At 65.9% G+C, this 13089-nt stretch carries 9 protein-coding genes; 6 read left to right on the plus strand and 3 right to left on the minus strand.

Annotated features, from left to right (window positions below; all coding sequences use genetic code 11):
• Positions 1-55 precede the first annotated feature (55 nt).
• The 3 genes from ACLB90_RS04615 (at position 56) to ACLB90_RS04625 (ending at position 5642) form a co-directional block, all read left to right on the plus strand.
• Positions 56-1660 carry a peptide chain release factor 3 gene (locus tag ACLB90_RS04615; RefSeq protein WP_411851827.1) on the plus strand — a complete coding sequence of 535 codons (1605 nt, stop codon included), beginning with the start codon at positions 56-58 and terminating at the stop codon, positions 1658-1660.
• Between the two features lie 94 nt (positions 1661-1754).
• Positions 1755-2387 carry a PAQR family membrane homeostasis protein TrhA gene (trhA, locus tag ACLB90_RS04620; RefSeq protein ID WP_411851828.1) on the plus strand — a complete coding sequence of 211 codons (633 nt, stop codon included), beginning with the start codon at positions 1755-1757 and terminating at the stop codon, positions 2385-2387.
• 1269 nt (positions 2388-3656) lie between these two features.
• Complete coding sequence (locus tag ACLB90_RS04625; RefSeq protein ID WP_411851829.1) at positions 3657-5642, plus strand: AsmA family protein; 1986 nt, start codon at positions 3657-3659, stop codon at positions 5640-5642.
• 62 nt (positions 5643-5704) lie between these two features.
• On the opposite strand, the gene ACLB90_RS04630 is transcribed toward ACLB90_RS04625, so the two are convergent.
• The 3 genes from ACLB90_RS04630 to mtgA are packed head-to-tail and all read right to left on the minus strand — an operon-like array spanning position 5705 to position 7906.
• A complete protein-coding gene (locus tag ACLB90_RS04630; protein WP_411851830.1) occupies positions 5705-6136 on the minus strand; it encodes a CBS domain-containing protein in 432 nt (143 codons plus the stop codon).
• Positions 6096-7115 (minus strand): glycosyltransferase family 2 protein, encoded by a 1020-nt coding sequence (locus ACLB90_RS04635; RefSeq protein ID WP_411851831.1) that lies wholly within the window; start codon positions 7113-7115, stop codon positions 6096-6098. Before ACLB90_RS04635 ends, ACLB90_RS04630 begins: the two co-directional genes overlap by 41 nt.
• A 38-nt stretch (positions 7116-7153) precedes the next feature.
• Entirely contained in the window at positions 7154-7906 is a 753-nt protein-coding gene (gene mtgA / locus ACLB90_RS04640) for a monofunctional biosynthetic peptidoglycan transglycosylase (protein WP_411851832.1), read from the minus strand.
• 79 nt (positions 7907-7985) lie between these two features.
• Between mtgA and ACLB90_RS04645 the strand changes: the two genes are divergently transcribed.
• The 3 genes from ACLB90_RS04645 (at position 7986) to ACLB90_RS04655 (ending at position 13061) form a co-directional block, all read left to right on the plus strand.
• Positions 7986-8882: an Hsp33 family molecular chaperone HslO gene (locus ACLB90_RS04645; RefSeq protein ID WP_411851833.1), complete on the plus strand. Its 897-nt coding sequence runs from the start codon at positions 7986-7988 to the stop codon at positions 8880-8882.
• A gap of 152 nt (positions 8883-9034) precedes the next feature.
• Positions 9035-9859 carry a hypothetical protein gene (locus ACLB90_RS04650; RefSeq protein ID WP_411852697.1) on the plus strand — a complete coding sequence of 275 codons (825 nt, stop codon included), beginning with the start codon at positions 9035-9037 and terminating at the stop codon, positions 9857-9859.
• Between the two features lie 442 nt (positions 9860-10301).
• The gene (locus ACLB90_RS04655) at positions 10302-13061 is read left to right on the plus strand and encodes a TonB-dependent receptor (protein ID WP_411851834.1); all 2760 of its coding nucleotides are present in this window, start codon (positions 10302-10304) and stop codon (positions 13059-13061) included.
• Positions 13062-13089 lie beyond the last annotated feature (28 nt).

Here is a 13089-nt window from a genome sequence, read left to right on the forward strand (position 1 = left end):
GGTATAATCGGCGGCTTATCTCTTTGAAAAGCGCCCCGGGCGGGCGCGTCACGCCATGTCCGAAGTCGCTACCGAAGCTGCGCGCCGCCGCACCTTCGCCATCATTTCCCACCCTGACGCCGGCAAGACCACGCTGACCGAAAAGCTGCTGCTGTTCGGCGGCGCGATCCAGATGGCCGGTTCGGTCAAGGGGCGCAAGGCCGCGCGCCATGCGACCTCGGACTGGATGGCGCTGGAAAAAGAGCGCGGCATCTCGGTCACCTCCTCGGTGATGCAGTTCCCGTACGAAGGCAAGATCGTCAACCTGCTCGACACCCCCGGCCACGCCGACTTCGGCGAGGACACCTACCGCGTGCTGACCGCGGTGGACTCGGCGCTGATGGTCATCGACGTGGCCAAGGGCGTGGAAGAACGCACCATCAAGCTGATGGAAGTGTGCCGCCTGCGCGACACGCCGATCATGACCTTCATCAACAAGCTCGATCGTGAAGGCAAGGAGCCCATCGATCTGCTGGATGAAGTGGAAAGCGTGCTCGGCATCCAGTGCGCGCCGGTCACCTGGCCGATCGGCATGGGCCAGCGCCTCAAGGGCGTGGTCCACCTGATCAGCGGCGAGGTGCACCTGTACGAACAGGGCCGCAACTTCACCCGCCAGGATTCGACCATCTTCCCGTCGATCGACTCGCCAGGTCTGGCCGAGAAGATCGGCGAGCGCATGCTGGCCGACCTGCGCGACGAACTGGAGCTGGTGCAGGGCGCCAGCCATCCGTTCGACGTGGAGGCCTACCTGGCCGGCAAGCAGACCCCGGTGTTCTTCGGCTCGGGCGTGAACAACTTCGGCGTGCAGCCGCTGCTCGACTTCTTCGTCGAACACGCGCCGTCGCCGCAGCCACGCGCCACCACCGGCCGGGTGATCGCGCCGCAGGAAAACAAGCTGACCGGCTTCGTGTTCAAGATCCAGGCCAACATGGACCCGCAGCACCGCGACCGCGTGGCGTTCATGCGGGTGTGCTCGGGCCGTTTCGTGGCCGGCATGAAGACGTTCCACGTGCGCAGCGGCAAGGAAATGAAGCTGGCCAACGCGCTGACCTTCATGGCCAGCGATCGCGAGATCGCCGCCGAGGCCTGGCCGGGCGATGTCATCGGCATCCACAACCACGGCACGATCTCCATCGGCGATACCTTCACCGAAGGCGAAGCGGTGAGCTTCACCGGCATTCCGAACTTCGCGCCGGAACTGTTCCGCCGCGCGCGCCTGCGCGATCCGCTCAAGCTCAAGCAGCTGCAGAAGGGCCTGGCGCAGCTGTCCGAAGAAGGCGCAACCCAGTTCTTCCGGCCGTTGATGAGCAACGACCTGATCCTGGGCGCGGTGGGCGTGCTGCAGTTCGACGTGGCGGCGTACCGGCTGAAGGACGAATACGGCGTGGAAGCCACGTTCGAGCCGGTCAGCGTGACCACCGCCCGCTGGGTCACCTGCAGCAACGAAAAGAAGCTGGAAGAGTTCCGCGAGAAGAACGCGGGCAACCTCAGCATCGATGCGGCCGGCCAGCTGGTGTACCTGGCACCGACGCGGGTCAACCTGCAGCTGGCGCAGGAACGTGCGCCGGACGTGCGCTTCGCGGCCACGCGCGAGGCGGCGCACAGCGTGTCGGTCGGCTGATCGAACGGATGAACAGGCGCGCGTGCAAGCGCGCGCCATCGCGGCGATGATAGGGGGGAGCGGGCTCCCCCTCCCCGCACACCCGATCATCGCCATGACCTCTGTCGTTTCCGTACGTGAAGAAATCGCCAGCGCCTTGACCCACGGGCTCGGCGCGGTAGCTGCGCTCGCCGCCAGTGCGGTGCTGATCACCCTGGCCGCCATCTACGGCGACGGCTGGCAGCTCGCCAGCGCGATCGTGTTCGGCGTGGCCCTGCTGCTGCTCTACACCGCCTCCACGCTGTACCACGCGATCCAGCATCCGATCGCCAAAGGCCGGCTGAAGGTGTTCGACCACTGCGCGATCTACCTGCTGATCGCCGGCACATACACGCCGTTTACCCTGATCGGCCTGCGCGGGCCGTGGGGCTGGGGCATGTTCACCGCGATCTGGGCACTGGCGCTGTTCGGCGTGGTGTTCAAACTGTTCTACACCGGTCGCTTCAAGCTGCTGTCCACGCTGATCTACATCGCGATGGGGTGGATGGTGCTGGTCGCGATCAAGCCGATGTGGGCCTCGCTGGATGGCTGGACGTTGGGCTGGCTGCTGGCCGGCGGCCTTTCCTACACGCTGGGCACCTACTTCTACCATCGCGAATCGATCCCCTACTCCCACGCGATCTGGCACCTGTTCGTCATCGGCGGCAGCGTCTGCCACTTCGTCGCAGTGACCGCGCAGATTCTCTGATTCTTTTTTCGGTAGCGTTTACGTCAACGTCAACGTCAACGGCGATGCGGTGGTGCTGCGGGCTGGGTCGGTGCGGATGGGGTGGCGGGACACGCCGTGAATCCATCCCTGGAGGCTCGTGGGCGCCATCCTTGGCGCCCAACGGTCCCGCCACCCCATCCGCACCGACCCCCGACAGTTCAGCGGCGCCCATAGCAGAGCAGTGAAGCGGCCCAGGGTAGCCAGAGCACGACAGCTCTGAGACCCGCACCGACATTCACGATTCCAGCGCAGCCACGCCTGCGTTGGCTCTTTGCCTTTGAACTTCGCCAGCGCACCCGCGCCACGCCAATCAACCCCTCCCCGACAAGGGCCGTTGCCGTTGCTTTGGCCCTTCAGCCTTTGCCCTTGAACTTCGCCAGCGCACCCGGGATCTGTCAGCGCGTGGTGCGGGTGGGCTTAGGGGACCGTTGGGCGCCAGGGATGGCGCCCACGAGCCTCCACGGATGGATTCACGCCGTGTCCCGTAAACCCACCCGCGCCACGCCAATCACCCCCTCCCCGACAAAGACCGTTGCCGTTGCTTTGGCCCTTTAGCCTTTGCCCTTGAACTTCGTCGGCGCACCCGGCATCTGTCAGGGCGTGGCGCGGGTGGGTTTACGGGACCGTTGGGCGCCAGGGATGGCGCCCACGAGCCTCCACGGATGGATTCACGCCGTGTCCCGTAAACCCACCCGCGCCACGCCAATCACCCCCTCCCCGACAAAGGCCGTTGCCGTTGCTTTGGCCCTTTAGGCTTTTGCCCTTGAACTTCGCCAGCGCACCCGGGATCTGTCAGGGCGTGGTGCGGGTGGATTTACGGGACCGTTGGGCGCCAGGGATGGCGCCCACGAGCCTCTACGGACGGATTCACGCCGTGTCCCGTAAACCCACCCGCGCCACGCCAATCAACCCCTCCCCGACAAAGGCCGTTGCCGTTGCTTTGGCCCTTCAGCCTTCGCCCTTGAACTTCGCCGGCGCACCCGGGATCTGTCAGGGCGTGGTGCGGGTGGGTTTACGGGACCGTTGGGCGCCAGGGATGGCGCCCACGAGCCTCCACGGACGGATTCACGGCGTGTCCCGTAAACCCACCCGCGCCACGCCACTCCGCCCACTCTCAGACAAAGGCTGTGGCTGTGGCTGTGGCTGTTGCTGTTGCAGTCGCAACTGCAGTTGCAGCGGCCTGCGCATTCCCACCCTGACACCATCCTTACCAATGCTTCGCGTTGCCTGCACGATGAACAGGCAAGGATGGAACGCGTGAATACCGTTGACTCCCCTGCTCCGTCTCCCGCCGCGCGCCGTTGGCGCTGGCGCCGTCCTGGCAAACGCGGGCAGCGCTGGCTGGCGATCCTCCTGTTCCTGTTCGCCGCGCTGCTCATCCTCATCGCACTGTGGGACTGGAACTGGTTCAAAGGCCCGGTCGAACGCGCGGTGCAGGCCAAGACCGGCCGTGCGTTCCATATCAATGGCGACCTCGACGTCGACCTCGGCCGCACCACCGTCATCCGCGGCGACCGCCTCACCTTCGCCAATGCCGAGTGGGCGAAGACCCCGCAGATGGCCACCGCCGACCGCGCCGAGATCGCCGTCCGCGTCTGGCCGCTCCTGCGCGGGCAGGTACGCATTCCCGAAGTGCGCCTGACCCGGCCCGACCTGCTGCTGGAAACCGGGCCCGGCAAAGACACCCCCGGCAACTGGGATTTTCTCGGCCCGTCCACCGGCAACCCGCCGCAACTGCAGCGGCTGCTGATTGATGACGGCCGCCTGCAGTTCCTCGACGCGGCCGGCCGCACCGATGTCCTGGTCGCGCTCAACAGCGGCAAACCACGCAGCCAGGACAGCGCGCCGCCCCTGCTGGTGAAGGGCAAGGGCCGCTGGAAGGGCAACCCGTTCTCGCTCGACGGCAACACCGAATCACCGCTCGAGCTGACCAACAGCGCCCACCCCTTCCGCATCCATCTGGATGGCCGCGCCGGCGGCACCCACGCCATCGCCAGCGGCACGCTGACCAATCCGTTCGCACTGCGCACCTTCGACCTCGAACTCATGCTCAGTGGCCAGGACATGGAAGACCTGTACCCGCTGATCGGCCTGGCCATTCCGTCCACCCCGCCGTACCGGCTCAAGGGGCGGCTCAAGCGCAACAACGATACCTGGCGCTACGAGAACTTCACCGGCACGGCCGGCGACAGCGACCTCGGCGGCACCGCGCAGATCGAGGTGGGCGGAGAACGTCCGTTCCTGAAAGCCGACCTGGTCTCCAAGCGGCTGGATTTCGATGATCTCGCCGGCTTCATCGGCGCGCCGCCGAAAACCGGTGCAGGCGAATCGGCCAACGCCGAGCAGAAGGCCAAGGCGGCCGCGCTGGCCGTGCGTGCCAAAGTGCTGCCCGACACCCCCTACAACCTGACCAAACTGCGTGCGATGGATGCCGACGTGCGCTGGAAGGCGCAGCGCATCAACTCGCCCGTGCTGCCCCTGGACGACATGGACGCGCACCTCAAGCTGGATGCCGGCCTGCTGCGGCTGGAACCGCTGAACTTCGGCGTTGCCGGCGGCGACATCCGCAGCACCATCCGCCTGGACGCGCGCAAGGACACCATCGCCACCCGCCTGCAGGCCACCATCCGCAAGGTCCAGCTCGGCCGCCTGTTCCCCGACGCCAAGCTTGCCGAACAGGCATCCGGCGGCATCAGCGGCAACGTCGACCTGGCGGGCACCGGCAACTCGGTGGCCGCGATGCTCGGCAGTTCGGATGGCAACGTGGGCGTGGCCATCGGCCGCGGCCATGTCGGCAACCTCATCATGGAACTGGCCGGGCTGGACGTGGCCGAGTCGCTGAAGTTCCTGTTCACCGGCGACAAACAGATCCCACTGCGCTGCGGCTTCGGCGATTTCAGCGTCGGCAATGGCGTGATGCGCTCGCGTGCGCTGGCCCTGGATACTACCGACACCCTGATCGTCGGCGAAGGCACGGTCGATCTGAAGCAGGAACAACTGGACCTGCTGCTGCGCCCGCGGCCCAAGGACATCAGCATCCTGGCGCTGCGTTCACCGCTGCGCATCGGCGGCACCTTCAAGGATCCCTCGTTCCGCCCCGACTTCAAGGCGCTGGGCCTGCGTGGCGCGATCGCCCTGACGCTGGGCAGCATCACGCCGCCTGCCGCGCTGCTGGCGACGATCGAGACCGGCCCGGGCAAGGACAGCGACTGCGGTGGGCATTACGCCAAGTGACGCTGGCCGGCGGGAGTACCGGCCAACGGTCGGTACCCACCGGGGCAGTGCGGCCCGGGGCTTCAGCCGGCGACGATGTACTGCTGCAGCTGGTCCAGTTTCTGCGCCTGCTCGTCGATCACCGACTTGACCAGATCGCCGATCGAGATCACGCCGAGCACGCCGCTGCCGTCCACCACCGGCAGGTGCCGGATGCGGTAGTCGGTGACCAGCTGCAGGCAGTGTTCGACCTGCTCGGCGGGGGCCACCGTGACCACCTTGGCGGTCATGATCTCGCTGACCGGGGTGGTGCGCGACGAGCGCTCATGCAGCACGATTTTGCGCGCGTAATCGCGCTCGGACAGGATGCCGACCAGCCGTCGACCCTCCATCACCAGCACCGCGCCGATGCCCTTCTCGGCCATCAGGCGGATCGCGTCGATCACCGCCGTATCCGGGGCAACCGCGAAAACCTCAGGGGACTTGCCTTCCAACAGCTGTCGAACCGTGGTCATGGCCTTGCTCTCCACCGAAGGGATGCGCTGCCGAGTCTGCCACGATCGGCGCCTGCCAGGTGTCAACCAGGTACAGCGGCCGCTGCTTGGACTCCTCGTAGAGCCGCCCCAGGTACTCGCCGATCAGCCCCAGCGCGATCAGCTGGATGCCGCCAAGGAACAGGATCACCGCCATCATGGTCGGCCAGCCAGCCACGCGGTCGCCATACAGCGCCGCCTTGACCACCACCACCAGCGCGAACAGGAAAGCCGCGCTCGCCGCCGCCAGGCCCAGGTAGGTGGTCACCCGCAACGGCGCGGTGGAGAAACCGGTGATGCCCTCCAGCGCGAAGTTCCACAACCGCCACAGGCCGAACTTGCTGTCGCCCACCAGCCGCGCGTGGCGGTGGTACGGCACTGCCTTGCGGCGGAAGCCGACCCAGCCGAACAGGCCCTTCATGAACCGGTGGCGCTCACGCAGCTGCCCCAGCGCCTGCAGCGCACGAGGCGACAGCAGCCGGAAGTCGCCGGTATCGGCCGGAATCGGCGTCTTGGACAGCCGGCCGATCACCCGGTAGAACGCCGCGGCGGTCCCGCGCTTGATCCAGCCTTCGCCTTCACGGGCCAGCCGGGTGCCATAGATGTTGTCGTAGCCCTGCCGCCACAGCGCGACGAACGTCGGGATCAGCTCCGGCGGATCCTGGCCGTCGGCGTCGAGGATCATCACCGCGCCGCCGTCCACGAAGTCCAGCCCGGCGGTCAACGCGGCCTCCTTGCCGAAGTTGCGCGACAGCCGCAGCACACCGACCCGCGCGTCCTGCGCGGCCAGCCCCTGCATCACCGCCCAGGTCGCATCCTGGCTGCCGTCATCCACATACAGGATGCGCCCGTCGATGCCATCCAGCGCATCGAGCACGGCGCACAGGCGCGGGTGCAGCAGCGGCAGCGCCTGTGCTTCATCGTGCGCGGCAATGACAAGGGTAAGGCGATCGGCGGACATGGCCGCGATTGTACGGGGCCGCCCGTCTGCGCGGACCGTCACGGTTCCTCGGCAAGATAGCCCTGCCCGCCCAGCTGGCGTGCCTGGCGCTGGATCCAGGCGGCGCGCCGCTGCACGTAGGGACCGGGGCGGGCCGCGTTGTAGCGCCGGGGGGCCGGCAGCACCGCCGCCAGGCGTGCGCTCTCGGCCGGGCTCAAGCGGGCGGCGTCCTTGTTCCAGAACTGGCGCGATGCCGCCTGCGCACCGTAGATGCCATCACCGAACTCGGCGATGTTGGCGTACATCTCCAGGATCCGCGATTTCGGCCAGAGCGCTTCGATCAGCAGCGTGTACCAGACCTCCAGGCCCTTGCGTACCCAACTGCGCCCCTGCCACAGGAACAGGTTCTTGGCCACCTGCTGGCTGATCGTGCTCGCCCCGCGCAGCCGCCCGCCACGGGCGTTGTGATCGCGTGCCTTCTCGATCGCCTGCAGGTCGAAGCCGTTGTGGTCGGGGAAACGCTGGTCTTCGGCGGCCACCAGCGAGATCGGCAGGCTCGGCGCCATCTGGTCCAGGTCGCGCCACTGGTAGTGCAGGCGGTAGTCCCAGTCACGCTCAGCCAATGCCCCGCCGTAGCGCCACATCATCACCGTCGACACCGGCGGGTCCAGGAAGCGCAGCAGCACCACCTGCACCACGGTGATGGCGACGAACAGGACCGGCAGCCAGAGCAGGCGCTTCCAGCGCCAACGGCGCGCGCGCGGTGGGTCCAGGCCCGGGTCGGCCTTGTGGTTGCTGCGCTCTGCCCCCATTAGTGGTGCATCCTCTGCTTGCACGGTTGTCGGCGCATTATCCGGCAACTGCCCCTCCTTTCGCGCAGCCTTCGAACCGATGACCCACACCTCCGACACCCTGACCCGTTTCCTGCTTCCCGATGCCGGCGTGCGTGGCGTCCACGTCAATCTCCAGGCGTCCTGGCAGGACATCCTCGCCCCGTCCAGCTATCCGGCCAACGCCACCGAACTGCTCGGCCAGGCCAGCGTCGCCTCGGCGCTGTTCACCGGCCACACCAAGGTCGACGGGCGCCTGTCGATCCAGCTGCGCAGCACCACCGCGATGCGCACCCTGTTCGCCGAATGCACCGCGGCGGGCACCCTGCGCGGCATCGTGCAGCTGGCCGATGGCGGTGGCGACGCGCCGCGCGACCTGACCGCCCTGGGCGATGACGCCCTGCTGGCCATCACCATCGAGAACCCGGGCCTGGACCCGCGCGAACCGCAGCGCTACCAGAGCCTGGTCGGCCTGACCGCGCCCAGCCTGGACGAGGCCTTCGAGGACTATTTCCGCCAGTCCGAGCAGCTGCCCACGCGCCTGCTGCTGGCCGCCGATGGCGATCGCGCCGCCGGCCTGCTGCTGCAGAAGCTGCCCGGCGACCAGGGCGACGACGATGGCTGGGCACGCGCCAGCGCGCTGTTTGAGACCCTGGGCAAGCAGGAACTGCTGGAGGTGGCCGCCGAAGACCTGGTGCATCGCCTGTTCCACGAAGAAGCCCCGGAACTGCTGGGCCAGCGCCCCCTGCGGTTTGACTGTTCGTGCTCGCGTGAACGGGTGCAGGGCATGCTGACCTCGCTGGGCGAGACCGAAGCCCGCGCGGCGGCCGAGCCCACCGGCGCCGTTGAGATCCGATGCGAATTTTGTGGACGGGAATATCACTTTCCGTTGACGGAATTGGACATACTGTTCAGCGAGCCGACTGCCACCTCGCCGGCACCTGAACGTCTTCAGTAATCGACGTACGAGTTTTGTTCTGGGGAGAACCAAGACTTGTTAAGAAATCATAAACGCCCTAGGATCGGTATCCCGCTTCGGCGGGAACTTGTGTTCATTGCCGCTGTCTGAGAATTCCCATGCGTGCCCTTCTGCGTCTACCGCTGGCCCTGATGATCGCCCTCACCGCGATCCCGGGCGCCTATGCGCAGTCCAAAGGCAAGCAGGACGGCACCGTGCTGCCGATCTGGAACAAGGGCAGCGGCAAGGTCGAGGCCCTGCTGTACCTGGAACCGACCGGGGAACAGACCGCGGGTGCCCGCTGGCACTTCGGCCGCAGTTCGCTGGACGCCGCCTTCGGCCTGTCCTCGGGCGATTCGCTGGGCCTGCTGTGCAACAGCAGCCGCGGCACCAGCATCAGCGGGCTGGCCAGTCACTGCATGCTCGCCAGCCTGGGCGACGATGACGACGCCACGCTGTCGCGCCGGGTGACCGGCACCGCCGCATTCAACCGTCCCGGTGGCCGCCTCGGCATCACCGCCGGCAGCGGCCGCGACACCCTGCCGGCCTGGCTGGCCGGGCCGAACAAGTCCCCGGCGATGCGCGCCGAACAGAACGACCTGACCGTATTCGGCCAGAAGAACATCGGCCGCGAAGGGTTCGTGTCCATTGGCGGCACCTATGCCAAAGCGCGCCTGGTGCCGTTGTCCGATATGTCCCCGGCCCTGGTGGACCGCTGGGACAGCAAGAGCCTCACCATCGGTGCGGGCTACGGCAATTTCAGCGGGAACATCATCGGCCGCGTGGTCGATGTCCCCGGCCAGCCCGGCAAGTGGGAAGGGCTGGGCGTCGGCCTGACCTGGCGCACGCCGTGGAGCGGCCAGCTGACCGTCGGTGCCGAAAACGTCATTACCCGCGGCAAGAACCCCTTCGCGCCGCGCAACGAGAGCACCGAAGAGGGCACCGTGCCCTACGTGCGCTACGAACAGGATCTCTGATTCCGTCGGATGGCGGCATCGCCCAACAAAAAACGCGCTCTTCAGCGCGTTTTTTTGTGCCTGCGCCTCCTGCCCGGCGCCCCGTCGGGCCTGCCCGGCGAGCGGGCGGACGCAGCGCGATGGGAGACGTTCGCATTCATGCCATATCCCATCTGAACTGAATAGGAACATTGATACATTCGGTGACAAATTTGTCGCCCAATTTTCATCACACAGCCTTAATGATTGGGACCAGAATTGCGATCTGTCTCACCAAGCCATTGTTTTAACTGAAACTTTTCAAACTTCACGCAGTTCACATCATTTGTTAACGCGACTTTAATTCTTTGGAATCCGCAGTTACTATCGAGTCAGCCTCGTGGTCTTTGAAGCGCACTTTCGCTTCGCCACAGGCAGACACCCCAGTGATGTACCCAAGATTCCCCTTGGAGAGAGAGAGCAAATGAACGTTAAGTCCAACCCGCTGCGTGATGCAGTGGTGGTCGCGCTGATCGCGTCCGCCGCTGTTTCCACCGCGCAGGCGCAGGAAGCCGCCAACCCGACCAACCTGGACCGCATCTCGGTCACCGGTTCGCGCATCAAGAGCACCGACGTCGAGACCTCGCAGCCGGTCCTGAGCCTGAGCCGTGCCGACATCGACAAGCAGGGCGTCACCTCCGTGGCCGACATCCTGCAGCGCATCTCCGCCAGCGGCGCTGCCCTGAACCGTACGTACAACAACGGCGGCGACGGCAGCTCGGGCATCAGCCTGCGCAACCTCGGCAGCGAGCGCACCCTGGTGCTGGTCAACGGCCGTCGCTGGACCACCGGCATCACCGGCAGCGTCGACCTGAACACCATCCCGACCGCGATGGTCGAGCGTATCGACATCCTGAAGGATGGCGCCTCGACGATCTACGGTTCGGACGCCATCGCCGGCGTGGTCAACATCATCCTGAAGAACAACTTCGATGGTGCCGAAGCCAACGTCTACAAGGGCCAGTACAGCCAGGGCGACGGCGAGCGCGACGCCTATGACTTCACCCTGGGCACCACCACCGACCGCGCATCGCTGATGCTGGGCGCTTCCTACGTCAAGGAAGGCAAGGTCATGGCCGGTGACCGTGCGATCTCCGCCGGCGGCCCGCCGTTCTTCAGCGGCCAGAGCACCACCGGTGTGCCGGGTTCGTACATCCGTAACGGCGAACGCTACGTGATCATCAACGGGGTGGAAACCCTGTTCGATTCGGACATCCACGGCTACAACACCTCCCCGGACAACTACCTGCTGACCCCGCAGGAGCGCACCTCGCTGTTCGCGACCGGTTCGTACAACCTCACCGACAACATCACCTTCAAGACCGAAGCGCTGTACAACGAGCGCAAGTCCGAGCAGCTGCTCGCGGCGATGCCGGTGACCGGCCAGCGCCTCAGCGCCAACAGCATGTACAACCCGTACGGCGTTGACCTGACCAGCGTTGCCCGCCGCTTCAACGAAACCGGCGGCCGTTCGTTCAACCAGAACGTCAAGAACTGGCACTTCTACGGTGGCTTCGAAGGCTTCTTCGAGTTCGCCGACCGCACCTTCGACTGGGATGCCGGTTACCGCTACGACAAGACCGACGAGAACGTGCTGACCTACGGCCTGTTCAACCGTGCCAACCTGGCGGCCGCCTATGGCCCGTCGGAAATGCGCGATGGCAAGCCGGTCTGCGTCACCGCCCCGGGCGGCGCCGTGATCGCGGACTGCGTGCCGGTCAACCCGCTGGGTGGCGAAGGCTCGATCTCGCAGGATGCGATCAACTACACCGCCTTCACTGCGCACGACTCCTCGACCCTGATCTCGAAGGGTTACTACGCCAACATCTCCGGCACCATCGTGCCGCTGCCGGCCGGTGACCTGGCCTTCGCTGCCGGTTACGAATACCGCAAGGAAAGCGGCCAGTTCGATCCGGACGCGTTCATCGCCTCGGGCCTCAGCACCGGCAACGGCGCCAAGCCGACCAAGGGCGGCTACGACCTGGACGAGGTCTACCTGGAACTGTCGATCCCGGTGCTGGCCGATCTGCCGGGCGCCAAGCTGCTCGACTTCAGCGCCGCAACGCGCTATTCGAAGTTCAGCAACTTCGGTAACACCACCAACAACAAGTTTGGCTTCCGCTGGAAGCCGATCGACGACCTGATGCTGCGTGGTAACTACTCCGAAGGCTTCCGCGCACCGAGCATCAACGACCTGTACGCAGGCGATGCCGATTCGTTCGAAACCTTCGTCGATCCCTGCTCGCTGCACAGCGGCCGCCGCTCCGGCGCGATCGCCGATCGCTGCGCCGCCGAAGGCGTCCCGGGCAACTTCGTGCAGCCGGGTGGCGGCAGCGGCGGTCGCCAGGGTCCGGAAGCCTTCACCTGGACCTCCAACGACAACCTGAAGCCGGAAACCTCGACCAGCAAGACGCTGGGCCTGGTGTGGAGCCCGAGCTTCGTGTCCGGTCTGAACGTGACCCTGGACTGGTGGCAGATCGAAGTTGAAAACGCGATCACCCGTCCGGACATCCAGGACATCGTGAACTACTGCTACACCGGTTCGGCGCAGCAGCAGGCCGTGTACTGCCCGCTGATCACCCGCGACCCGACCTACGGCACCGCGGTGCAGAACTACGCCATCACCAACGTGCGCATGCCGCTGCTGAATCTGGCCTCGTACAACGTGGAAGGCTGGGACCTGGGCATCGCCTACCGTCTGCCGGAAACCAGCTTCGGCCAGTTCAGCATCAACCTGGATGCGACCTACCTGAGCAAGTGGGAAACCAAGGCGACCGCCGACGCAGCAGTTGACGGCCGTCAGGGCAACTACCTGAACCAGGATCCGTACTGGCGCATCCGTGGCAACCTGTACGTCGACTGGAGCTTCAAGGACTTCGGCGTCAACTACGGCCTGCGTTACAAGTCGGGCCTGAAGGAAGAATGCCCCTTCGATCCGGATGAAGATCCCGTCGCGTTCTCCTACTGCTCCGACGGAGCAGCGGGCAACTACATCGGCGCCACCACGTACCACGACATCCAGTTCCGCTACAACACGCCGTGGAACGGCACCATCAACGTGGGCGTGAACAACCTGTGGGACAAGCAGCCGCCGACCTCGTACGTCGTGGCCTACAACATGTTCGACCCGCAGTACGACCTGCCGGGCCGCTACATGTACATGCAGTACAAGCAGAAGTTCTGATCGATCCACTGATCGGTACCTGATGCAG

The organism is Stenotrophomonas sp. LGBM10, from assembly GCF_046736075.1.
GTDB lineage: Bacteria > Pseudomonadota > Gammaproteobacteria > Xanthomonadales > Xanthomonadaceae > Stenotrophomonas.

Excerpts from the sequence above, each read along its gene's own strand:
- ACLB90_RS04615 (WP_411851827.1), top strand. The coding sequence starts at position 56 with ATGTCCGAAGTCGCTACCGAAGCTGCGCGCCGCCGCACCTTCGCCATC.
- ACLB90_RS04645 (WP_411851833.1), top strand. The coding sequence starts at position 7,986 with ATGACCCACACCTCCGACACCCTGACCCGTTTCCTGCTTCCCGATGCC.
- trhA (WP_411851828.1), top strand. The coding sequence starts at position 1,755 with ATGACCTCTGTCGTTTCCGTACGTGAAGAAATCGCCAGCGCCTTGACC.
- ACLB90_RS04630 (WP_411851830.1), bottom strand. The coding sequence starts at position 6,136 with ATGACCACGGTTCGACAGCTGTTGGAAGGCAAGTCCCCTGAGGTTTTC.
- ACLB90_RS04655 (WP_411851834.1), top strand. The coding sequence starts at position 10,302 with ATGAACGTTAAGTCCAACCCGCTGCGTGATGCAGTGGTGGTCGCGCTG.
- mtgA (WP_411851832.1), bottom strand. The coding sequence starts at position 7,906 with ATGGGGGCAGAGCGCAGCAACCACAAGGCCGACCCGGGCCTGGACCCA.
- ACLB90_RS04635 (WP_411851831.1), bottom strand. The coding sequence starts at position 7,115 with ATGTCCGCCGATCGCCTTACCCTTGTCATTGCCGCGCACGATGAAGCA.
- ACLB90_RS04650 (WP_411852697.1), top strand. The coding sequence starts at position 9,035 with ATGATCGCCCTCACCGCGATCCCGGGCGCCTATGCGCAGTCCAAAGGC.
- ACLB90_RS04625 (WP_411851829.1), top strand. The coding sequence starts at position 3,657 with ATGGAACGCGTGAATACCGTTGACTCCCCTGCTCCGTCTCCCGCCGCG.